The sequence below is a fragment of the Saccharopolyspora sp. NPDC045839 genome (assembly GCF_056431645.1).
Genome location: NZ_JBWKKH010000003.1, coordinates 313,782 through 336,115 on the forward strand (window position 1 = coordinate 313,782; position 22,334 = coordinate 336,115).

Annotated in this window: 18 protein-coding genes; 5 read left to right on the forward strand and 13 right to left on the reverse strand. The window is 68.3% G+C overall.

Translation table 11 applies throughout. From position 1 onward, the window contains the following. Positions 1-50 precede the first annotated feature (50 nt). The 10 genes from AC07EQ_RS06950 to AC07EQ_RS06995 form a co-directional block, all read right to left on the reverse strand. On the reverse strand, positions 51-2,114 hold the full coding sequence (locus tag AC07EQ_RS06950; RefSeq protein ID WP_478386992.1) for a 3-hydroxyacyl-CoA dehydrogenase NAD-binding domain-containing protein: 2,064 nt from the start codon (positions 2,112-2,114) through the stop codon (positions 51-53). After that, positions 2,111-4,411 (reverse strand): acyl-CoA dehydrogenase family protein, encoded by a 2,301-nt coding sequence (locus AC07EQ_RS06955; protein WP_478386994.1) that lies wholly within the window; start codon positions 4,409-4,411, stop codon positions 2,111-2,113. The genes AC07EQ_RS06950 and AC07EQ_RS06955 overlap by 4 nt, the downstream gene beginning before the upstream one ends. Further along, positions 4,404-5,063, reverse strand: coding sequence for a 3-oxoacid CoA-transferase subunit B (locus AC07EQ_RS06960; protein WP_478386996.1), 660 nt, complete (start codon positions 5,061-5,063; stop codon positions 4,404-4,406). Before AC07EQ_RS06960 ends, AC07EQ_RS06955 begins: the two co-directional genes overlap by 8 nt. Further along, positions 5,060-5,734, reverse strand: a complete 675-nt coding sequence (locus tag AC07EQ_RS06965) for a 3-oxoacid CoA-transferase subunit A (RefSeq protein WP_478386997.1) — start codon at positions 5,732-5,734, stop codon at positions 5,060-5,062. Before AC07EQ_RS06965 ends, AC07EQ_RS06960 begins: the two co-directional genes overlap by 4 nt. Then, positions 5,731-6,903 carry a thiolase gene (locus tag AC07EQ_RS06970; RefSeq protein ID WP_478386998.1) on the reverse strand — a complete coding sequence of 391 codons (1,173 nt, stop codon included), beginning with the start codon at positions 6,901-6,903 and terminating at the stop codon, positions 5,731-5,733. The genes AC07EQ_RS06965 and AC07EQ_RS06970 overlap by 4 nt, the downstream gene beginning before the upstream one ends. Then, positions 6,897-7,352, reverse strand: coding sequence for a Zn-ribbon domain-containing OB-fold protein (locus AC07EQ_RS06975; protein ID WP_478386999.1), 456 nt, complete (start codon positions 7,350-7,352; stop codon positions 6,897-6,899). The genes AC07EQ_RS06970 and AC07EQ_RS06975 overlap by 7 nt, the downstream gene beginning before the upstream one ends. Before the next feature lie 87 nt (positions 7,353-7,439). Continuing rightward, entirely contained in the window at positions 7,440-8,366 is a 927-nt protein-coding gene (locus AC07EQ_RS06980) for a LysR substrate-binding domain-containing protein (protein WP_478387000.1), read from the reverse strand. A 287-nt stretch (positions 8,367-8,653) separates the two neighbouring features. Next, positions 8,654-9,436, reverse strand: a complete 783-nt coding sequence (locus tag AC07EQ_RS06985) for an enoyl-CoA hydratase (RefSeq protein ID WP_478387001.1) — start codon at positions 9,434-9,436, stop codon at positions 8,654-8,656. A gap of 90 nt (positions 9,437-9,526) precedes the next feature. After that, positions 9,527-10,753, reverse strand: coding sequence for a CaiB/BaiF CoA transferase family protein (locus AC07EQ_RS06990; protein ID WP_478387002.1), 1,227 nt, complete (start codon positions 10,751-10,753; stop codon positions 9,527-9,529). 490 nt (positions 10,754-11,243) lie between these two features. Beyond that, the gene (locus AC07EQ_RS06995; RefSeq protein WP_478387003.1) at positions 11,244-11,564 is read right to left on the reverse strand and encodes a GYD domain-containing protein; all 321 of its coding nucleotides are present in this window, start codon (positions 11,562-11,564) and stop codon (positions 11,244-11,246) included. 618 nt (positions 11,565-12,182) lie between these two features. Here AC07EQ_RS06995 and AC07EQ_RS07000 point away from each other — a divergent pair. From AC07EQ_RS07000 to AC07EQ_RS07015, 4 genes are all read left to right on the forward strand, one after another. Continuing rightward, entirely contained in the window at positions 12,183-12,389 is a 207-nt protein-coding gene (locus AC07EQ_RS07000; protein WP_478387004.1) for a hypothetical protein, read from the forward strand. Further along, on the forward strand, positions 12,370-12,987 hold the full coding sequence (locus AC07EQ_RS07005; RefSeq protein WP_478387005.1) for a DUF6879 family protein: 618 nt from the start codon (positions 12,370-12,372) through the stop codon (positions 12,985-12,987). The genes AC07EQ_RS07000 and AC07EQ_RS07005 overlap by 20 nt, the downstream gene beginning before the upstream one ends. A 46-nt stretch (positions 12,988-13,033) precedes the next feature. After that, the gene (locus AC07EQ_RS07010; RefSeq protein ID WP_478387006.1) at positions 13,034-15,451 is read left to right on the forward strand and encodes an ATP-binding protein; all 2,418 of its coding nucleotides are present in this window, start codon (positions 13,034-13,036) and stop codon (positions 15,449-15,451) included. Between the two features lie 188 nt (positions 15,452-15,639). Next, the gene (locus AC07EQ_RS07015; RefSeq protein ID WP_478387007.1) at positions 15,640-16,359 is read left to right on the forward strand and encodes a methionyl-tRNA formyltransferase; all 720 of its coding nucleotides are present in this window, start codon (positions 15,640-15,642) and stop codon (positions 16,357-16,359) included. 312 nt (positions 16,360-16,671) lie between these two features. On the opposite strand, the gene AC07EQ_RS07020 is transcribed toward AC07EQ_RS07015, so the two are convergent. Genes AC07EQ_RS07020 through AC07EQ_RS07030 form a run of 3 tightly spaced genes read right to left on the reverse strand, consistent with a single transcriptional unit; the run spans position 16,672 to position 21,025 of the window. Continuing rightward, positions 16,672-17,730, reverse strand: coding sequence for an FAD-binding oxidoreductase (locus AC07EQ_RS07020; protein ID WP_478387008.1), 1,059 nt, complete (start codon positions 17,728-17,730; stop codon positions 16,672-16,674). Beyond that, the gene (locus AC07EQ_RS07025) at positions 17,727-18,974 is read right to left on the reverse strand and encodes an aromatic ring-hydroxylating oxygenase subunit alpha (RefSeq protein ID WP_478387009.1); all 1,248 of its coding nucleotides are present in this window, start codon (positions 18,972-18,974) and stop codon (positions 17,727-17,729) included. Before AC07EQ_RS07025 ends, AC07EQ_RS07020 begins: the two co-directional genes overlap by 4 nt. A 17-nt stretch (positions 18,975-18,991) precedes the next feature. Further along, a complete protein-coding gene (locus AC07EQ_RS07030) occupies positions 18,992-21,025 on the reverse strand; it encodes an oxidoreductase (RefSeq protein WP_478387011.1) in 2,034 nt (677 codons plus the stop codon). A 112-nt stretch (positions 21,026-21,137) separates the two neighbouring features. On the opposite strand from AC07EQ_RS07030, the gene AC07EQ_RS07035 reads away from it, so the two are divergent. Then, the gene (locus AC07EQ_RS07035; protein WP_478387012.1) at positions 21,138-22,058 is read left to right on the forward strand and encodes a LysR family transcriptional regulator; all 921 of its coding nucleotides are present in this window, start codon (positions 21,138-21,140) and stop codon (positions 22,056-22,058) included. Positions 22,059-22,334 lie beyond the last annotated feature (276 nt).

The following is a 22,334-nucleotide window of genomic DNA, read 5'->3' on the forward strand; positions in this document are numbered from 1 at the left end:
CACCCGCCGCCACGCAAAACGAGGCTGGAAGAACCTCAATGAGACCGGGGTCAGAGGCTGGTTCGGCCTTCGGCCACGGCTCGTTCCAGCAGCGGAGCGGGTGTCCAGAGCTCGCCATGTGCGGCGTGCAGCGCCTTGATCTTGGCCAGGGTGATGTCCAAGCCGGTGGTTCGGGCGTGGTGCATCGGGCCGCCGCGCCAGGCCGGGAATCCGTAGCCCTGGACGTACACGACATCGACGTCCGAAGCGCGCTGCACGATTCCCTCTTCGACGATCCGTGCGCCCTCGTTGATCAGCGCGAGCACGCAGCGGTCCACGATCTCCTCGGTGGGAATCTCGCGGCGCTCAATGCCGGCTTCCCGTGCGCACTGCTCGATGATCTCCTCGACCGCTGGGTCCGGGATCGGTGTGCGGTCGCCCGGTTCGTAGCGGTAGAAGCCGGCGTTGGTCTTCTGCCCGAACCTGCCCTGCTCACAGATGCGGTCGGGCACCGCCGAGTAGCGCAGGTGCTCGGGGCGAGTCGGGGCGAGGCGCTTGCGGGCGGCCCAGTTGATGTCCAGTCCCACGAGGTCGGACATCGTCAGCGGCCCCATGGCCATGCCGAAGTCCTTCATGGCCTGGTCGATCTGCTGCGGCGAGGCACCTTCTTCGAGCAGGAACCAGGCTTCGCGCCAGTAGCCGGTGAGCATCCGGTTGCCGACGAAACCCTCGCACACCTTGACCAGCACCGGGATCTTCCCGATGCCGGCGGCGATCCGCATGCTGGTGTCGATCACCTCGCCGGCCGTCCGGGCGCCGCGGACCACCTCGAGCAGCCGCATCACGTTGGCCGGGCTGAAGAAGTGCAGCCCGATCACGTCCTGCGGCCTGCTGGTCGCGGCGGCGATCTCGTCGATGTCCAGCCGGGAGGTGTTCGTCGCCAGGATCGCCCCCGGCTTGCACACCGCGTCGAGTTGCTGGAAAACCGCCTTCTTGACGGGCATTTCTTCGAACACCGCCTCGATCACGAGGTCGGCGTCGGCGACGTCGGGCATGTCCAGCGTGGGCTTGATGCGCGCCAGCCGTCGGGTGATCTCGTCCTGGCCGAGTTTGCCCTTGTTCGCGGTGATCTCGTAGTTGCGGCGGATCAGCGCCAGCCCACGATCCAGCGGCGCCTGCTCGCGTTCGAAGACGGTGACCGGGTATCCGGCGTTGGCGAACGCCATCGCGATTCCGCCGCCCATGGTCCCCGCACCGATCACGGCCACCGACTCGATCGGGCGGTTGCCCGGCCCGGGTGCCTTGGCCGCCTTGCGTTCGGCGAAGAACAGGTGCCGCAGGGCTTTCGACGTCGGCTCGCCGACCAGCCGGTCGAAGACCGCTCGCTCCCGGTCCAGGCCGTCGGCCAGGGACAGTTCGGTGGCGTGTTCGACGCAGTCGATGGCGCCGCGCTGCGCGTCGGCGTTGCGGGCTCGTGGGGAGACCGCTGCGCGGGCTGCGGCGAAGTCGACTTCGGCGGCTGCTGGAGCGCGTCGGCCGATCACCGGGTGGCTCGGCGCGTCGAGCACCGTGCGGGCGAATTCGACGCCGCCATCCACCGGGTCGCCGTCGAAGGCCGCATCGGCCAGGCCGAGTGCCACCGCCTCGGCCCCGTTCACCGAGCGGGCGTGCTGGATCATGTCCAGCGCGGCGGCGACCCCGATGAGCCGGGGCAACCGCTGGGTGCCACCGCCACCGGGCACCAGGCCGAGGTTGACCTCGGGCAGCCCGAGGGTCGCGTCCGCGGTCACCACGCGGTAGTGGCAGCCCAGTGCGAGCTCCAGCCCGCCGCCCAGCGCCACGCCGTGGATCGCCGCGATAACCGGTTTGGCGGACTCTTCGATCGCGGCGATGACCTGGCGCAGCATCGGTTCGGCATTCGCCGCGGGGGTGTTGAACTGGCGGACGTCGGCGCCGCCGGAGAAGCCGCGGCCGTGCCCGGCGAGCACCACGGCCCGCACCGCCGGGTCGGCGACCGCCCGGGCGATTCCTTCGAACAGTCCTTTTCGGACGGTGTCGCCGAGGCCGTTGACCGGCGGGTTGTCGAGGAGGAGGACAGCGACGTCGCTGCGCCGCTGGTACGTGGCGGTGGTCATGAGCGCTCCGCGAATCTGGTCAGGTGGTGGCGAACGCCGCCGAAGGTGTGCTCGATGGCGAACAGGCGCTTGACGTAGTGGCCGAGCGCGAGCTCGTCGGTCATGCCGATGGCCCCGTGCAGCTGGATGCCCTGCTGCCGCAGGAGGCGTCCGGCTTCGACGCAGCCGACCTTGGCCGCGGAGACCATCCGGGCACGCACCGCCTGGTCGGCATCGTCGACGTGGCGGGCCGCCAGCCAGGCCAGCGATCGGGCCTGTTCCAGCGCCAGCAGCATGTCCACCCACCGGTGCCGGACGACCTGGAAGTCCGCGAGCCTGGAGCCGAACTGGCGGCGGTCCCGGATGTACTGGGTGGTGAGGTCCAGGACGGTGCTCATGACCCCGACCGCTTCCGCGCACAGCGCGGCGGTCGCGGCGTCGAGCGCCTTGTCCAGCACCGGGAAGGCCTGATCGGGAGCTCCGATCAGGGCCGTTTCCGGCAGGTGGATGTCGGTGAACCGCAGGTCGGTCCCGCGGCGGCCGTCGATGGTCGGGTAGTCGCGGAGGTCCAGCCCGGCCTGGTCGCGGTCGACGAGGAACAGCGAGATGCCGGCCTCGGCCGCCGCCTCGCCCGAGGTGCGGGCCGAGACGATGAAGTGGTCGGCTCGGCCGCCGTCGATCACGACGATCTTCTGCCCGGTCAGCGACCAACCGTCGCCGGTGCGCACCGCTCGGGTCTCGACGCTGTGCGGGTTGTGATCCGTCTGCGCCTCGCCGTGGGCGAGAGCGACGATGCGCTCGCCCGCAACCACCCCGGGCAGGATTTCGTCGCAGGCGCGCTGCCCGGGAAGGCCGCCGGCGAGCAACCGTGCGCCCAGCACCGCCGTGCTCACGTACGGTTCGTCGACCAGCCGGCTGCCGAACTCCGCCAGGACTACACCCGTCGTGCTCGCATCCGCGCCGGAATCCTCGGCGGTCAAGCCCAGCAAGCCCATTTCGGCGAAGGACTTCCAGTGCGCGGATTCGAGCGTGGTTCGCGGCGGCGGCGGGTATTCGCGGTCCAGGTAGCTGCCGACGGCCTCGGCGATCGCCCGCTGCTCGTCTTGCAGGTCCACGTGCTGCCAGCGGCCTTCGCGCTGGTCCAGCAGGGTCTTGGCGATGATGTTGCGCTGGATCTCGTTGGTTCCGCCGTAGATCGAGATCTTGCGCAGGTTCAGGTAGAAGCCGGCGAGCGGCTCCGCCCAGTCCGGGCCGACTCCGGCGCCGTCCAGCGAGAAAGCGCCGTCCGGGAACCGGATGCCGTGCACCCCGGCCACCTCGACCTGCTGCTCGGTGATCCGCTGCGCCAGGTCCGCGCCGAGAAGCCGCAGCACCGACGCCTCGGTGCCCAGCCCACCGTCGGCCAGCACCCGTTCGGTCAGCCGCAGGTTGGTCTCCTGCAAGGCGAGCGCGTCGATCTCCAGCCGCGCCAGTTTCGAGGCGAACACCGGGTCCGCGCTCAGCGGTGCCCCGTCGATGTCCCGCTGAGCGGCGATCCGCTGGAGGAACGCGAGTTCACGCTTGGCCCGGCCCACCCGTGCGGCGCCGAAGCGCTCCTGCGCCAGCAGGAACTTCGCGCAGGTCCAGCCGCCGCCGAGCTCGCCGACGAGGTTGTCCACCGGCACCCGGACGTCGTCGAAGAACACGTCGTTGATCTCGGTGTCACCGTCGATGGTGCGGATCGGCCGCACCGTGACGCCCGGCGAACGCATGTCGACGAGCAGGAACGAGATGCCCTCCTGCGGTTTGCCGCCGCTGTCGGTGCGGGCCAGGCAGAACATCATGTCCGCGTACTGCGCGTAGGTGGTCCAGGTCTTCTGTCCGTTGAGGACGAAGTGGTCGCCGTCCCGGTCTGCGCGCAGCGTCAGCGAGGCCAGGTCGGAGCCCGAACCTGGTTCCGAGTAGCCCTGGCACCACCAGTCCTCGCCGGTCAGGATCCTGGGCAGGTAGCGTTCTCGCTGCTCCGGCGTGCCGTACTCGAGCAGCACCGGGCCGACCATGCGCAGGCCGAACGGCGGCGTCTCGGGCGCCCCGGCGATGGCGGCTTCCTCGTCGAAGATCTGCCGCTGAGCCGGCGACCATCCGGCCCCGCCTTGGGACACCGGCCAGTTCGGCGCGGCCCAACCGCGCGCTTGCAGGATTCCTTGCCAGCGCAGGAAGTCCTGCTTCTCCAGGCGCCGGTGCTCGATGACTTTGCGGCGCAGGTCCGCAGGCAGCTCGGCGGCTATGAAGTCCCGCACCTCGGCCCGAAAGGCCGCCGGTTTCGTGTTGTCAGACATGCTTCTCCTCCAGCTCGAAGCACAGCGGGGCACCGGTGCGGTCCTGCAGTTGCGCGCGGGTGAGCCCGGGAACCATTTCGCGCACCACGAAGCCGTTCCTCGTCACGTCCACCGTGGCCAGATCGGTGTAGATCCGGTCGACCACTCCCGCGCCGGTCAGCGGCAGCGAGCACTGCGCCACCAGGCGTGGCCGTTCGTCCTTGGTGAGGTGTTCCATCACGACGTGCACCCGCTTGGCGCCGACCGCGAGATCCATCGCACCGCCGACGGCATCGGCCCGGCCGGTGTCTCCCAGCGACCAGTTGGCCAGGTCACCGGAAGCGGAGACCTGGTAGGCCCCGAGGACGCAGTAGTCGAGATGTCCGCCGCGCATCATGGCGAACGAGTCGGCGTGGTGGAAGAACGAACCGCCCGGCAGCATGCCCACCGGTGCCTTCGCGGCGTTGGTGAGGTCCGGATCGGGCTCCTCGCCGGGCGCCAGGGCGCGCATGCCGAGGATGCCGTTCTCGCTGTGCACGACGACCTCGTCGGCGGGCGTCCAGTGCTCCAGGGCGAGGACCGGCAGCCCGATCCCGAGGTTCACGTACGAACCGGAGGGGATGTCCCGCGCGACCGCCCGCGCCATCTCCGATCGACTCCGCTTCCCGATCATGCGGTCCTCCCCTCCGCGGCGACCACCCGCTGCACGAAGATGCCCGGCGTGACCACCGATTCCGGGTCCATCGCACCGAGTTCGCAGGACCGGTCGGCCTGCACGATCGCCGTGGCGGCGGCCATGCACATCAACGGCCCGAAGTTCCGGCCCGTCTTGCGGTAGGTGAGGTTTCCCCACCGGTCGGCGTGTTCGGCCTTCACCAGCGCGACATCGCCGTGCAGCGGCGCTTCGAAGACGTGGCCCCGGCCATCGATGACCCGCGTTTCCTTGCCGTCGGCCAACGCGGTCCCGTAGCCGGTCGGCGTGAAGAAACCGCCCAGGCCCGCGCCGGCGGCGCGCAGTCTCTCCGCCAGCGTGCCCTGCGGCACGCATTCGTACTCGATGCGGCCCGCTGCGAACGCTTCCGCGAAGACGTGGGATCCGGTGCCGCTGGGGTAGGACGCGATCAGCTTGCGAACCCGGCCGAGCTTGATCAGCCGGGCCAGCCCGTCCTCCCCGGTGCCGCTGTTGTTGCACACCACGGTGAGCTCGGCGGCGCCCTGCTCGGCCAGCGCCTCCAGCAGTTCGACCGGCTGACCGGCCACACCGAAACCGCTGACCAGGACGGTGGATCCGTCGGCGATGCCGGCCACCGCCTGCTCGATGGACTCGACGAACTTGTTGATCACGACCGCACCTCCGCCGGGGACGCCGTGGACAGGATCGCGGTCGCCTCGCTGGAGAAGACCCCGCCGTTGCCGTGCACCAGAGCGGTCCGCGCTTCCGGCACTTGCCGCGCCCCCGCCGCGCCGCGCAGCTGCTCGACCGCCTCGATGACCAGGAAAATGCTGTACATCCCCGGGTGTGCGAAGGACAGGCCGCCGCCGTTGGTGTTCATCGGCAGGCTGCCGCCGGGCTCGATGCGGCCGTCCGAGACGAACGCGCCGCCCTCCCCCTTCGCGCAGAAGCCCAGGTCTTCCAGGAACAGGATGGGCGTGATGGTGAACGCGTCGTAGAGCTCGACGACGTCGATTTCCGCCGGGGTCAGGCCCGCCTGGGCGAAGGCGGCGCGGCCGGAATCGACCGCCGGGGTCACGGTGAGCTCCGGCATGCTGGAGATCTGCCGGTGCCAGTGAGCATGTCCGGTGCCGAGCACGTGCACCGGGGCCGGGTGCAGGTCGCGGGCGCGGTCGGCGCGGGTCACCACGAACGCGCCCGCGCCGTCGGTGACCAGGCAGCAGTCCCGGACGGTCAGCGGCTCCGAGACCATCTTGGCGTTCACCACGTCGTCCACGGTGAGCGGATCACGTTTGAACGCGGCGGGGTTCAGCTGCGCCCACTTGCGCGCCGCTACGGCGACCTTCGCGAGCTGTTCGCGCGTCGTGCCGTATTCATGCATGTGCCGTGCGGCGGCGAGGGCGTAGCTGGTCGGCGGGTTGAACGGCTGGTACGGGTGCTCGTACGGCTGCGGGTCCAGCGCGGCGCGCATCTGGTTGACAGCGGTGCTGCTCGGCGCGCTGCGCGGAGTGGCGCCGTAGCAGATCAGCAGGTTGTCGCATTCGCCCGCGGCGATGGCCAGCTGGGCGATCTTCAGCGCGGCGATGAACGACGAGCCGCCGAACATGGTGCTGTCGGAGAAGCGCGGCCGGATGCCGAGGTACTCCGCCATCCGCATGACCCACCACGGAGAGGTCAGGCTGGCGGTGATGATGCCGTCGATCTGCTCCATCCGCAGCCCGCTGGCCGCCACCGCCGTCGACGCGGCCTGCGCGATGATGTCCTGCTCGCTGCGGGTGCCCGCGTGCCCGAGACCGGCCATTCCCGTGCCGAGCACGGCGATCGAGGAGTTGGTCAGCACTGCTCCTCCCCCGGTTCGAAGGTCAGCAGCGGGCCGGCTCCAGCCGCCTTGCCGACCACTGCGACGACCGGCATCCCGATCCGGACGGCGGCCGGCTCGATGCCCGTCACGTTGGTCATCAGGCGCGGGCCTTCGTCGAGGTCCACCAGCGCGACGTTGTAGGTCTCGTCGTTCCGGCGATGCACCACGGTGGTGGAGTGCACCGTGCCGCGGCCCGACGGCTCGACCCACCGCAGGTTCGCCGAGCCGCAGTGCGGGCAGAGGACGCGCGGGTAGAAATGGGGCCGGCCGCAGTCCTCGCAGCGCGGAATCACGAACTTTCCGGCTTCGAGACTCCGCTGAAAATGGTCATCGACGCCTACGACCGCCGCTCCGTTGCGATTCAATTCCATGACTTCCAATAATCTTGTGATCCACGGGCACGCGACATTCGATTCACCGATGCGCACTACCGAACGAAATGAAATACTATTCCCAACGACCCCGGAAATCGACTTGAAATATTCGAACCCAGGATTCGTGGATATCGAAGGCGCTCACGCGCCGGGCTGAACCGCCTGCCGGGTGGCCACCACCCGGGGGTCGGTGAGCAGGAAGTCCACGAACGCCGCCGTGAAGCTCGGCAGCGCGGCGTCCACCGAGGTGACCAGGTGCAGCTCCCGGGCAGCCCACGGCTCCAGGATGCGCAGCGCGGCCACCCGGCCGCTCTCGGCCATCGGCCGGGCCACGCTCAGCGGCGCCAGCGACACCCCGACGCCCGTCTCCACCAGGTGCAGCACGGCGTTGAACGAGTGGACGTGCAACCGCGTGTTCAGCGTCTGCCGGTCCCGCTTCGCGACCTCGGCCAGGAACAGGTAGTTGCTGCTGGTCCGGCTCATGCAGATGAAGTCGAACTCCAGCGCCGCGCCGAATCGGATCTCCGGCTGGCGGGCCAGCGGGTGGTCGATCGGCGTGACCACCACCAGCTCGTCCACCGCGTACCGCACCGACCGAACGCGGCTGTCGGAGACTTCCCCGGCCAGCACGCCGACATCGACCTCGCCGGTGGCCACGCCTTCCGCGATCGCACCGCTCGGCCGCTCCTCCAGATCCAGGTTGACGTCGGGGTGAGCCAGCAGGAACCGGCTGACGCTGGGCAGGATGAAGCCGTTGAGGGAACTGCTGTTGGCCCACAGCCGCACGCTGCCCTTGAGCCCCTGCGAGAACCGGGACACGTCCCCGTGCATCCGGTCCACACCGGCCAGCACCTCCCGGACGTGCGTCAGCAGCACCTCACCGGCCGGGGTCAACCGCATCCCGCGCGCCGTCCTGGTGAACAACGCGGTGCCCATCGCGTGTTCGAGGTTCTTCAGCCGGTAGCTGGCCGAGGACGCCGTGATGAACACCGCCGACGCACCGGTCGACAGGCTTTCCGCCTCCGCGATGGCGCGGAACAGCCGGAGATCGGTCAGTTCGTACCGCATGCCGCCGCCCAATCCGCCACCTCCACACCGGTCGCGCGCACGGCCCCTCACCTGCGGTATCGACCCGGCGAAATTACCACGGCCCAAAGCCCAGGAGAGGACCCGACGAGACGGCCATCACAACGTCGCACGGCGTCCCGGCCGCGCGCCGTCGGTGACCACGTGGGTGGCTGCAACCCCGCTGCCCACCCCTCCGAGCGGAGGGCAGCACATCTTCGATCTTGATCATTGGTTCGTTTCGCGATCGCCTCCTGAGAGCCGCGACCGACCCGCTCATCGAACCGCGGTCACCGGGAGCGCTTCCGGTTCAGGAATTCGGCCATGAACCGCTGCGGTTCACCGGTGTCGAAGGCTGCCGCGAATTCCGGGATGCTGGCCGCTACAGCCTCGTCGACCGGTAGGTCCTCCCACGAGCGCAGCAACCGCTTCTGCCGGCGCAGCGCGGCCGGGCCCAGCTCGGCGAGACGCTTCGCGTTGCGGGCTACCGCGGCATCCAGCTCGGGTAGGTCGCAGATCTCGTGCACCAAGCCCCAGGACAGCGCGGTGGGCGCATCGATCTGGTCGCCGGTGAGGGTCAGCCAGGTGGCGCGGCCGTTGCCCACCAGCCGTGGCAGCAGCGCGGCGTGGATCACCGACGGAATGCCGACCGCGACCTCGGGCATGCCGAAATGCGCATCGCTGCTGCCGATTCGCAGGTCGCAGGCGGCCGCCACTTCAAGGCCGCCACCCAGGGTGTAGCCGGCGAGCCGGGCGATCACCGGCGCCGGGAAGTCGCGCACCGCATCGCACATGTCCTTGAGACCCGTGATGAACTCAGCGGCGCTGCTCCGGTTCAGCGTGACCATCTCGCCGATATCGGCGCCGCCGATGAACGCCCGGTCACCGGTGCCGCGCAGCACCAGCACCCGGACGTCGTCGCGGGCTGCGAGCGCCTCGATCGCCGCCGTGACGTCCTTGATGACCGGGCTGCTCAGGATGTTCAGCACCTTCGCATTGGTGATCGTGACCGTTGCGATGCCGTCGCCGTCCAGGGTCGTCGTGGTGTGTTCGGAAGTCCTGCTGTCCGCCAAATCTGCTCCCAAGTCCGGGGTTCACTGTCAGTTCTGCCTGTGACCGGTACGCCACAGCGGGTCGTGCGGGATTGGTGGTGTCGCAAGCTCTCAACCGGAGTGGACGACGCCCTTGCGCACCAGAGCCGCGATCTCGTCGCCCCCGAGGCCGAGTCCACTGAGGACTTCCACCGAATGCTCACCCTTCGCCGGCGGCGGTCGGTGTTCGGCCTTCCGGTCCCCGGCCAGCAGTGGGTTGCGCACCATCGGCACGACGCCCAGCGTGGGATGTTCGGCCTCGATCCGCATGCCCCGGTGCACCACCTGGGCATCGCGGAAGACGTCGTCCAGCGTGTTGATCGCGCCCCAGGGAACCCCGGCCTCGTCGAGCACGCGGCACCACTCCTGGCGGCTCCGGGACGCCATCGCGGCGGCCACGACCGGACGCAGCCCGGACAGGTTGTCGATGCGGGCGGCATTCGTCGCGTACCTCTCATCGGCCGCGAGCTCGGCCAACCCTGCCGTGGCGCAGAACCGCCGGAACTGCGCATCGTTGCCGATCGCGAGGATCAGGTGGCCATCGGCGCAGGCGAACACGTCGTACGGCGCGCAGTTCGGGTGGGCGTTTCCGATGCGCTGCGGAATCTTGTCCGACACCAGGTAGTTCGACGCCTGGTTCGCGTTCATCGCCACCGCGACGTCGAGCAGCGCGATGTCGATCGACTGCCCCGCACCGGTCGTCGTGCGCTGCAGGAGAGCGGCCAGGATCGCGCTGGTCGCATACATCCCGGACATCAGGTCGACCACCGCCACCCCGGTTCTGCACGGCCCGGCTCCGGGTGTGCCGTCGGCGGGCCCGGTGTAGCTCATCAGCCCGCCCATGCCCTGGAAGACGTAGTCGTAGCCAGGCTTTCCAGCCATCGGCCCGCTGGCACCGAAGCCGGTGATGGCCAGGTGGATCAGCTTCGGGTTGATCTCCCGCAGCGCGGCGTACCCCAGGCCGTACCGGTCGAGGGTTCCGGGCTTGTAGTTCTCGACGACGACATCGGCCTCGGCGGCCAACTCGCGAACGAGCGCCGCACCAGCCGGCTCGGCGAAGTTGATCGCGATCGACCGCTTGCCCCGGTTGCAGCAGATGTAGTAGCCGGAGAACCCGTCCGCGACCGCGGTGTCCGGCAAGTACGGCGGCCCCCAACCCCGGGTGTCGTCGCCGCCAACCGGGTTTTCGATCTTGATCACCTCGGCGCCGAGATCGGCCAGGTTCTGGGTGCACCACGGGCCGGCCAGGATTCGGGACAGGTCCAAAACCTTGATTCCCGCGAGAGCCCCGCTCAGCATGCCCATTCCATCGTTCGTCGCACGACATCACCCTAGATCGCGCATTCCGCGAGAACCATTGGAAATTATCGAACCCGGTCTCCGCATTTTTCGAAGACGCCGGAACCAATCGAGAAAATGAAGACTCCTTGGCATGCTCAACGGTCACTTTTGGGCATCACTTGCACCGAGCCGCAGGTCGTGGCCGGTTCGGTGGTGCAGGCCGGATCCATCGCGGGGAGCGGGCACGTCCACAACTCCCAGCCGGAAGCAACTCCCGTCCACACCCGCGTCTGAAGGCCCGAGCAGCACGTGCACCGCACGAGCACCCAAGGCTCCGGCGGCATCACAGGAGTGATCATCGCAGGCACAGGCACGCATCATCCTTCACGAGGTTGGCGCCTGCAGCGATGTCCCCGAACACCGGGATCGCCCGGTAGGTATCCGAAGACGGCCACATGCCACACCGGACCGGCCGCGGTCACGGACCCATCACCGGCATCAGCCGCGCTCAGGCTCCGGGGGGTCGGTAGTCGACGGTCTTCCGCGCAGCCTCGTCGACGTCCTCGGGGCGAAGGAGCGGCACCACCCTGGACGTCACGGCCCCAGCGGCCCGAACCGCCATGGCCATGGCAGCCATGGAGACGTCGTCGGGCATGTCGACGACGACGTAGACATCGTCGGCTCCGAACGCGAAGTAAAGCGACTCAAGCGTTCCGCCGCACGACCCGACGACCCTTTCAACAGCCTCCCGCCGCCCGGTTCCGCCCTCGGCGAGCACCCCCTTCGTCCCCCCGGCGGTGTAGCTGCCCTGCACCAAGTACTTCGGCATGTCGCTCCCCCCACTCCACCCTGCAGACGCCCGCAGCCGCGGGTTCCGCTCCCACCATCGGGCACCAGAGCAAGCCCTGCCAATCGAAGCGCGGCTCGACGACCGACACCATCCCGTCCCTGGAGACTGGCCCAACAGGATTGCGCACGCACCCAGTTCCACAACGTCTCATGACTCAAGCCCAAGCTCGCGGGCGAACCGGTTGATCGGGCGACCGGCGGAGAGCACTTCCCAGCTCTTCTTCTTGCTCCGATGAATGGATGGCCTCCTATTGTCGTAACTCTGTTTACGATGGTCGTCACATCGTGACTGCGCCGCCCGGCCCCAACTCGAACCTATGGGCCCGAAAACCTTCCGCGAGCAGGAGACCGCGCGCAGGCGGTGCGCGACATGTGCCGCTCGTGTTCCACATCGGCAGGAACAAAGCTCGAATGTAGGGACTTCCCCCGATAGCACCTCGTACTTCCGCGATCACTTGACGTAACATGACATTACTGGTAATCGTTATGCGTTTTAGGCTCGGTTGATTGGATGTGATTTCCGATGCAAAGAAAATGGGAAGCCGACGCTACGACGCCTTTTTTGCGACGTTTGGGAAAATCAGCACTGGAGTTGTCCATGACAGATGAAAATCCGAGCTGTCCGGATATCTGGGAACTAGAGAACGGAGATGTGGCGGTGATCGGACGAGATCTCACCGAGAGCTACCTGCGGCGATTGCCTTCGGGCGTGAGCATCGGCCACGACGAGCGGCTTGTCGTCATCCCCGGGAAGATGTTGAGGTCAGCGAAGGGGGATATCGCCGATGAAGAATCCTCCGCGTGAACTGCTGGGCGAGCGCCTGTCACCCGAGGAATATCTCCGGGACTTCGATCCTCGTTTCTGGCGGATCACGGAGAACGATTTCTGGAAGTTCGAACGACGGCAGTCATTTCAGGAGCAGGGCAACCCGAGCTGGGATGCGTTCGCACGTGGCGACTGGCGCGAGTCGCTGAAGCTCCTCGAGGACAGATCGGAAAGCCTGAAGTCCTACTTTCGACGAGTTGCCCGGCAGGGATTCACGACCTACCGAGTACGTGTAGTCGAAGAGCCTCTCACCCCGTACATGCAGTGGCTCATACATTCCCAGCGTCAACGCAGCGAATACGGCGGGCAGGTGCGGATCGTCGGAGTCGACGAGGTCGCCCCGTTCGAGTCCGATGGGCCCCTTCCCGAGATCGTGACAGTCGGCAGTGAGGCCATCTACCAGGTCCTGTACGACGCCGACGGCGTCCTAGCGGGGGCGATTCGATCGGATGCTCCGGAGGATCTCGCCAGCTGGCGAGATTTCATGATGCGGCTGTACGCGACCGGCGAGGACATCGCCGACTACTTCGAGCGCGTCGTGGAGGCACTGCCCCCGCCCGGTCCCGGCGAGGAATGACCCAGACATCGACAAGTTCCTCGTTCAGGACAGAAAAGGCCGATCCGTGCACACAACGCCAGAGCCGGATGAGTACGACCCGCACAAGCATGCCGCGACGCACTCGGAACTGTCCGGTCGCGCTGCTGACGTCGTCCAGGCCCGCGACGTCAGCGGAGGCGTCCACTTCCATCACCCGCCAGCAGCCGAGCACCGGGCGGATGTGCCCGTGCCGCGTCAACTGCCGCCCGACGTCTGGGATTTCGTCAACCGGGACGCCGAGTTGCAGCGCCTCGACCTCAAACTCCTGAGGCACGAGAGTTCCGCCCGTGTCTCGGCACTGTGCGTGATCGTCGGTACCGCTGGGGTCGGCAAGACCGCCTTCGCCCTGCACTGGGCGCACAAGGTCCAGCACGAATTTCCCGATGGGCAGCTGTACGTCAACTTGCGCGGCTACGACCCCGGCTCCCCCGTCACCCCCCATCAGGCCCTCGAACGCTTCCTGCGTGCCCTGGACGTGCCGGCCTCGGCAATTCCGCGTGAGCTGGAGGACCGGGCGACGTTGTTCCGCTCCCGGCTGGCCGGGCGCCGGATGCTCGTGGTGCTCGACAACGCCTCCGGCCCCGGCCAGGTCCGTCCCTTGCTGCCGGGCACATCGGACTGCCTGGTGCTGGTTACCAGCCGCAGCCGCTTGTCCGGGCTGGTCGCCCGGGACGGTGCCTACCGCCTCACGCTGAACCTCCTCGACGAGGCCGAAGCGACCACACTTCTCCGCAAAGCCTCCGCCGACTACCGGAGCACCGACAGCGCGACCGATCTCGCCGAGCTGTCCCGACTGTGCGCGCGCCTTCCCCTGGCCCTGCGGATCGCAGCCGAACGGGCCGCGAGCCAGCCGACGATACCGCTGCGCGAACTGATCGCCAGGCTCCGGGACGAGTCCGAACTTTGGGACGCGCTCACGGCCAGCCACGATGACGAATCCGATGCGGTCCGCTCGGTGTTCGCCTGGTCGTATCGTGGCCTGACCGCATGCGCTCACCGCCTGTTCCGGCTCCTTGGCCTGCATCCCGGCCCCGAATTCAGCACGCATGCCGCCGCAGCGCTGGTCGAAGCCACCGCGGGTGAGGCCCGACGCCTGCTCGACGAGCTCGTCGGTACGCATCTGCTCGAACAGATCGCACGGGATCGCTACCAGTTCCACGATCTGCTGCGTGCCTACGCTCTCGACGAGGCACGGCATGAGGATCCCGATACTGCCGGTGCGGCACTGCGGCGGCTCTTGCTGTGGTACCTGCGCACCGCGGATGCGTGCATGGCCACCGCGGTGCCGGGAGCGTTCCGCACCTCACTGGCCGAGCAAGCCGAAGGCCCCCCGCCAATGAGCTTCGACGACCAGACCGAGGCGATCACATGGTTCGACCAGGAGCGGTCGAACCTCCTCGCCGCCGCTCAGGCCGCTCACAACGCGGGCATGCCGGATCTCGCTTGGCAGATTCCCGCCGCGATCCAACGGATGTACGCCCGGCACAACCACTTCGACGACTGGCGCACCGCCTGTGCGATCGCACTGCCCGCCGTGCGCGAGGTCGGCGACCGCAGTGGCGAGGCCGTGATCACCGAAAGCCTGGCGAAACTGCACACGCAGAGCTTCGAACTCGATCAAGGGATCGAGTTCCACCAAGCAGCCCTCGCCCTTCGGCAGGAGGTCGGTGACAGGATCGGGCAGGTTTCCTCGCTGAACGGAATCGCATTGGCCGCACTGCGGGGCCACCGCCTCGACCAAGCACACGACTACTTCGAGCGGGCTCATTCCATGGCGATGGAACTCGACGATCATGCGTGGCGGGCCATCACCGCCAACGGGCTCGCGCACGTACACCTCGAAGCCGAGGACTACGAGCAGGCGCACGAGCTCAACAGGATCGCGCTCACGCTGTACCGCGAGGTCGGCAACGAGGCCGGGGAGGGGGACGCGCTGCGCTGTGCCAGCGAAATCCAACGCAGAACGGGACACCTCGAGCAGGCCCGCGAGAGCATTGACCGGGCTCTCGGCATCGCCGAGGAAGCTCGCAACCCCGTTTGGGAAGGATGGTGGCTGCTCGATCTCGGCCGGCTGCAGGTCGCACTCGGCCAGGCCGAGGACGCGCTGGAGACCTACCACCGAGCGGCGGCCCTGCAGCGCCGCATCGGCGACCGATCCAGAGAGGGGATCGTGTGGGGGGCTATCGGCCAGGCGTATGCGGCACTCAACCGCTACCCCGAGGCTGCTGAGTTCCACCGCACTGCCGCGGAGCGGCACCGCCAGCTCGGCGACCGCTGGAACCTGGCCGTGACACTGACCCACCTCGCCCATGCCCTGACCGCAACCGGTGCGCGAGCCGAGGCCTCCACTCACGCGAACGAGGCGCAACAGACCCTCGCCGAGTTCACCGACCCGGCCGCCAGACGACTCCACACCCAGGTGAACGCTCTGTCAGCCGAGTGAGCTGTTCACCGGACGAGCACCGCACACATGACCGTGAAAGTGAGACCACGATGCCCCGGGTCGCTCTGGTGTCCTTCCGATCCGACCTCTTCGCCGCACTCCACGCAGGCACCAGACTGGGAGGGCACGAGCCGGTCCTGTACATCACAGGACGTTCCGCCCGCCCCAGGGGAGACAGCTATCCGAACATGGGCGCGAAAGTGGACAACATTCTCGAAGGGATCCCGCCCGAAGTCGACCTCCTGCTGCCCGGTGACGTTGACGGACTGGCCAACGCGCTCCGCGGCTACCGCGTCGATGTCGCCGTCGTCTTCGGCCTGTCGTGGAAACTGCCCCCTGCCGTCCTCGACGTCCCCAGGCTCGGCATCGTCAACGTGCACCCCTCAGCACTGCCCAAATACCGAGGCCCCGCATCGGTGCAGTGGGCGATCCGCAACGGCGACACCCACCTCGGCGTGACCGTCCACCGGATGGACAACAAGATTGACACCGGAAACATCATCGCCCAGCACGACGGCATCCACCTTCCCGAATTCATCACCTACGACCAGCTCTGGGACCAGATCACCCCGAGCGTCGAGACCACCCTCGGCAAAGCCCTAGACCTCGTCGCCGACGGATTCCCAGGTATGCCCCAAGACGAGAAAGCAGCGACGAGGGCCCCCTTGATGGAACCGGGCTTCAGCTACATCGACTGGTCCCAGTCTGCACACGTCATCCACAACCAAGTGCGAACCTTCTACTACGGAGCCGGCATCCCCGGACCATTCGCCGAAATCGACGGGAGCTGGATGCGCATCATCCGCACCCGGCTCGAACCCGGTGACGGCACTCGCGTGGAATGTTCCGACAGGCCGATCTGGATCGTCGAAGCGGAAGCCGCGCAACCACCGACGGATTGTTCGTAGCCGGGCGCACCGTTGTTCCTCGCTGCGCTCTTCAGCCGCGAAGCAGGCGTTGCACCGGATTCATCTTGCTCTGGGGTAACTCCGGCTGAACCACCTCGCCCCGCCTGAGCACAACCGGTTCGCTCCCGCCTAGTCACCCCCGGACGGCGGGACGACAAGACGCCGGATGCCCTCGGAATTCATCGGAACCCCGCACAGCCGCATGAACACCGAGGGCTCCCCCGCCGCCGCGTTGGACGGCTCCGCCGGCGGGCACTGCAGCTCCGCCGGTGTCAGCTCGTCGACCCCGGAAGCGCGCTCGGCTGGGAGGGTTCAGGCGTCGATCACCAGGTCCTCCAGTGGTTTGGCGCAGCACAGGAGGATCTTGTTCTCCGCTCGGTCCCGGGGGCGGATACCGCCGTTGTGCCGCATGTCCACCGAGCCCTTCAGCAGCGTTGCTTTGCAGGTGCCGCACATTCCTTGTCCGCAGGACGACGGCAAGGTGATGCCGGAGCTTGCCGCGGCGTCCAGGATCGGTGTGTCGGCGTCGCACTCGACGGTCCGGCCGCTGCGGGCGAGCCGCACCTCGAATCTCCCTTCGCCACCGGATGTTTCGGGGACCGGGGCGTCGATGGTGAAGCTCTCCTCGTGGTAGTGGTCCATGGCGAAACCGGCTTCCGCGAGCATCCGCCGCACGGCCGCCATGTAGCCGGCCGGTCCGCAGGTGAACACCTCGCGGTCCAGGAAGTCCGGGGCGATGCTCCGCAGCATGCCGATGCCCAGTCGACCGCGCCGGCCCGCCCAGCGCTCGTGCGGCCCGTCGTCCTCGCAGACGTGCGTCACCCGGATGCGCTCCGAAGTGGCTTCGATGAAGTCCAGTTCTCGCCGGAAGATGATGTCGTCCGGGGTTCGGGCGCTGTGCACGAAGACCACGTCCGCCGGGCTGGCCAGGTCGTGGAGCGTCCTGGTCATCGACATCAGCGGCGTCACGCCACTCCCCGCGGAGAGGAACAGGTACTTCGGCGCCGGGCGCCGGTGCATCGAGAACTCGCCGAACGGGCCTCGTGCGTGGAGGACCGCACCGGGCACCAGGTGGTCGTGCAGCCAGTTGGAGGCCTGCCCGCCCGGCACGCGCTTCACGGTGATCGCCGCGAGGTGCGGACGGGAGGGCGGCGACGACAGCGTGTAGCACCTGTCGACCTCCAGCCCGTCGACCGGCACCGTGATGGTGATGTACTGGCCCGGGTCGTGGTGGAACAGCCCGGGCTCGGCGGGTTCGAAGACGAACGTCTTCACGTCGGCGGTCAGCTGCTGGACCTGCTTGCAGACCAGCCGCTGGTCCGCCGCGTCCGCCCAGTCGCGGCCGGTCCGGAAGGTTCGCACGCCGGTCATCGCAGGTACTCGCGGAGGCGGCTGATGTACCAGTTGCAGAAGGCCTCGACCTGGTATTCGGTCGGGGCGTACGGGCCGGGCTCGTACGCCGGGCTGCTGATCCCCTGCTGGGCGCGGGCGACCAGCCGCGCATCCTGCTCGTTGGTGGCCGTCCAGACCTTGAGCAGCGTCCCCAGGTCGTAGTCCACGCCTTCCACGGCATCCGGGGCCACCAGCCACGTGGTGCGCACCAACGTCCGGTCCGGGGCGATCGGCAGCGCCGAGAAGGTGACGGCGTGGTCGCTGACGACGTGGAACCAGGAGTTGGGTTGCAGGTGCAGCGACAGGTGCCCGAGCCGTGGTGTCGGGACGTCGCCGAGCAGGCGCCGGCACGCGGCTTTGCCGTCTGCGGTGAAGGATTCCCCGGCGAGGTCGAGCGGATCGCGCTGGATCCGGAAACCGGTGGCGCGGGTGTCCAGCTCCTCGATGAGCTGGTACGGCAGGCCGAGGTCCTTGTATGTCTGCCGCAGTTCGGCATCGACTCGCAGGTAGCGCTCGTGCGCCGGGAGCAGCCGCGCCGGCAGATCCTCCTCGGTGTAGCCGTAGGTGGGGAAGAACGTGCGCAGCAGCTCGGGGTGGCCGTCGCAGTGGTAGCACTCCCGGTTGTTCTCCATCACGAGCTTCCAGTTGCCTTGCTCCACCAGGTCGACCTGGGCCGCGACCTTGGCTTCGCGCAGGCGATGCGGCGCCAGGTACGGCTCGATGCGCGCGGCCACGTCGGCGAAGTCGCTCGGCGGTTCGTCGGCGAGGCAGACGAAGATGAGACCGGCGACGCTGCGGGCGTGGACGGGCTTGAGCCCGAAGCAGGTGGGGTCGAAGCCGGACGGTTGGGACGGCGCGTGCCGCAGCGCGCCGTCGGTGCCGTAGGTCCACTTGTGGTAGCCGCAGACGATGTTCCCGACCGATCCGCTCGGCTGGTCCAGGATGCGGGCGCCGCGGTGGCGGCAGACGTTGTGGAACGACTGGATGTTCTCGTCATCATCGCGCAACACGATGATCGAGTAGGTGCCGAGCGTCGTGGTGAGGTAGTCGCCCGGCTCGGGCAGTTCGGCCTCGGTGGCCACGAAGATCCAGTGCTTCGCGAAGATCGCCGCGATGTCGAGGTCGAAGAATTCCCGGCCGGCGTAGAACGCTGCTTCCAGGCTGTGGCCGACCGGCCGCCGGGCGACGAGTTCGGACGCTTCGATGGTTCCCAGTGCAGTCACTTCCGCGCTCCTCGTGTTCACATGGGCAGGCATAGCCGCAGCGCGTCGAAGACGGCCGCGTGGATGTTGCGGCTGGTCACGGCATCGCCGATCCTGAACAGCCGGTAGTGCCCCGCCTGGTTCCGGGTGACCTGCTGCGGCGCGAGGGCCAGCAGCGCACGGTGGTCCACCTCGCCGAGGTTGGTCGAATCGGCGAGCAGTGCTTGGTAGAGCTCGTCGTTGGGCAACGTCCCGTTCTCGACCACCACGTGGTCGACGGCCCGCTCGGCCTCCACCTCGGCGTACTCGCTGCGCAACGTCGCGGTGAGGCGCCCGTCGGGTGTGCGGCGCACCGATCGCAGCCGGTGAGCCAGCGTGACGCGCACCGCGTTCTCGGCGAAGACTTGCAGATATGCCGGCGAATTCATGCTGCCGACGTCCGGCGCGAGCATGCGTTCCGGGGTCACGTACTCGACCGATGCCCCTCGGCGGGCCAGCACCTCGACGGCGTCCATGCCCGGGTACGCGCCGTTGTCGTCGTAGACCAGCACCCGGCCTTCGGGACGCAGAGCACCGGTGAGCACGTCCCAGGTATCGGCCACCTCGTCGCCTTCCAGCAACGTCGCGTTCGGCGTGCCACCGGTGGCGATGACCACGACGTCGGGGTGTTCCGCGCGGACTTCCGCTGCCTCGGCCAGCACTCCGAACCGGAAGTCGACGCCGTGCAGCTTGCATTCCTCGACGCGCCAGTCGACTATGCCGATCAGGTCCCGCCGGCGGGGGTTCGCGGCCGCGATGCGGACCTGCCCGCCCGGCACGTCGTTCGCTTCGAACAGCACCACGTCGTGCCCTCGTTCACCCAGCACCCGAGCCGCCTCCAGCCCCGCAGGACCACCGCCCACGACCACCGCCTTCCTCCGCTCCGACGCGGGCGTGATGGTGTGCGGGAGCTGTTGCTCCCGACCCGTGGCAGGGTTGTGGATGCACTTGGTGTCGCCGGAGTCGTAGATCGCGTCGAGGCAGTAGCTGGCCCCGACGCACGGCCGGATGCGGTCCTCCGCTCCCGCCGCGACCTTGGCGACCAGGTGCGGGTCGGCGATCTGGGCCCGGGTCATGCCGACCAGGTCGAGCAGGCCGTCCCGCACGGCGTGGCGCGCGGTCGCGACGTCGGCGATGCGGGCGGCGTGCATCACCGGGACCTGGAGCCGCCGCCTGATCTCGGCGCTGAATTCGAGGAACGGCGCCGACGGCGTGCCCATGGACGGAATGGTCCGGGCCAACGCGGCATCGCTTTCGATCGAGCCGCGGATGGTGCTGATGAGGTCGATGCCGTCGTCGAGGAAGCAGCGCGCCGCCGCCAGGGCGTCGTCGACGGTCAGCCCGCCCGGCCGGACCTCGTCCATCATCATCCGGATGCCGACGATGAAACCGGGCCCGACCGCGGCCCGCACCGCCCGGATCACCCGGCGCGGGAACGACATCCGGTTCGCCAGGCTCCCGCCGTAGGAGTCCGTGCGGTGGTTCGTCGTCGGCGACAGGAAGCTGTCCAGGAAGTGCCCGTACGCCTGGATCTCGACGCCGTCGAGGCCGCCGGCTTCGCAGCGAGCCGCCGCGTCGGCGTAGTCCCGCACGATCCGGTCCAGGTCCCACTGCTCGGCGGATTTGGGGAACGCGCGGTGCGCGGGTTCGCGCACCGGGGACGCGGACAGCACCGGCAGCCAGTCCCCCGCGTAATTGCTCGTGCGCCGCCCCAGGTGGGTGATCTGGCACATGACAGCCGCGCCGGCGGCGTGCACGTCGTCGCCGAGCCGACGCAGCCACGGCACCACCTCGTCGCGGTAGAGCAGCAGGTTGCCGAAGGCCGGTGGGCTGTCGGGGGCGATGACCGCGGAGCCGCCGATCATGGTCAGCCCGACCCCGCCGCGCGCCTTCTCCAAGTGGTACAGCCGGTAGCGGTCCTTGGGCAGGCCGTCATCGGCGAAGGCGGGCTCGTGCGAGGTGCTGACCACGCGGTTGCGCAAGGTGAGCTGCTTGATGGTGAACGGCTGGAGCAGAGGATCCGTCGGGTGCATGGCGCTCCTCGCGAATTCCGGCCGAGGTGGCCGTCTGTGCCCACCAGCGTGGAGCGCCACAGCCGGTCCGGACAATCAAATGTTCATGCAGCAGATCGTGCAAACTCTTTGCATGATTGACAGTCGACTTCGGGTCTTGCAGCTCGTCGCCAAGCACGGCACCGTCACCGCCGCGGCCCAGGCGCTGCACTACACGCCGTCGGCGGTGTCCTACCAACTGCGCCAGCTGTCCGCGGAACTCGGCGTGGAACTCGTGGTTCCGCAAGGCCGCCGGATCCGGCTGACCTCCGCCGCGCATGCGCTGCTGCACCACGCGGAACTGCTGCACACCCAGTGGGAGCGCGCCAAGGCGGAAATGGCCGCTCTCGCCGACGAACCCGGTGGTCCGTTCACCCTGTGCGGTTTCTCCACCGCAGCAACGCATCTGCTGCCGCCGGCCGCCGCCGAACTGCGTGACGACTTCCCGAACCTGAAGGTGCGGCTGATCGAGGCCGAGCCCGCCCGGTGCTTCGACCTGCTGCTCGCCGGAGACGCGGACCTGGCGCTGGTGATCGTCACAGCGGACACCCCGCCGCTGTCGGACGCGCGGTTCGACCAGCAGCCGCTGCTCGACGATCCGCTCGACCTGGTCACGCCACTCGGCCACCCGCTGACCGACCGACCGGCGGTGACACTCGCCGACGCGGCGAACGAGCCGTGGATCCTGGGCCGGCCGGACAGCACCTACCACCAGCTGGTGACAACCGCATGCATGGCAGCGGGTTTCAGCCCGAACATCGCGCACTACGCCGACGAATGGGACACCGGAACCGCACTCGTCGCCCACGGGTTCGGCGTCATCCTGGTGCCCCGGCTGGCACGCCTGCACAGCCATTGGCCGGTCGCCCGCATCCCGCTCCACGGCGAACCGGCACCTGCTCGCCGAATCCTGGCAGTCACCAGGATGGGTGCCCGGGACAATCCAACGATCGCCCACGCCCTCCAAGCGATCACCAAGACCGCGGCCGGGATCCTCCCGAGACAACCCGGCTGACCACGGCGACTTCGAGTATCGAAGCGACTGAGGTTTTTCCGACCTCTGTGCGGTACGCCTGTGCCTCTGGGTCGTGAGTGCCTGTGGCTGCTATGACGACCACAGGCACTCACGACCCTGCGCATTCGGGCCCCAGAGCTGACGACGCAGATCAGGATGAAAAGCGCTCACAAAATTTTCCGACGTACCCACTCGAACCGGGTTGGCGTCCCCTGGTCGTGGACGGCCTTGAGGCGACGAGCGCCGGCTTCGCGGGGGTCGGCCATCTAGTTGCCG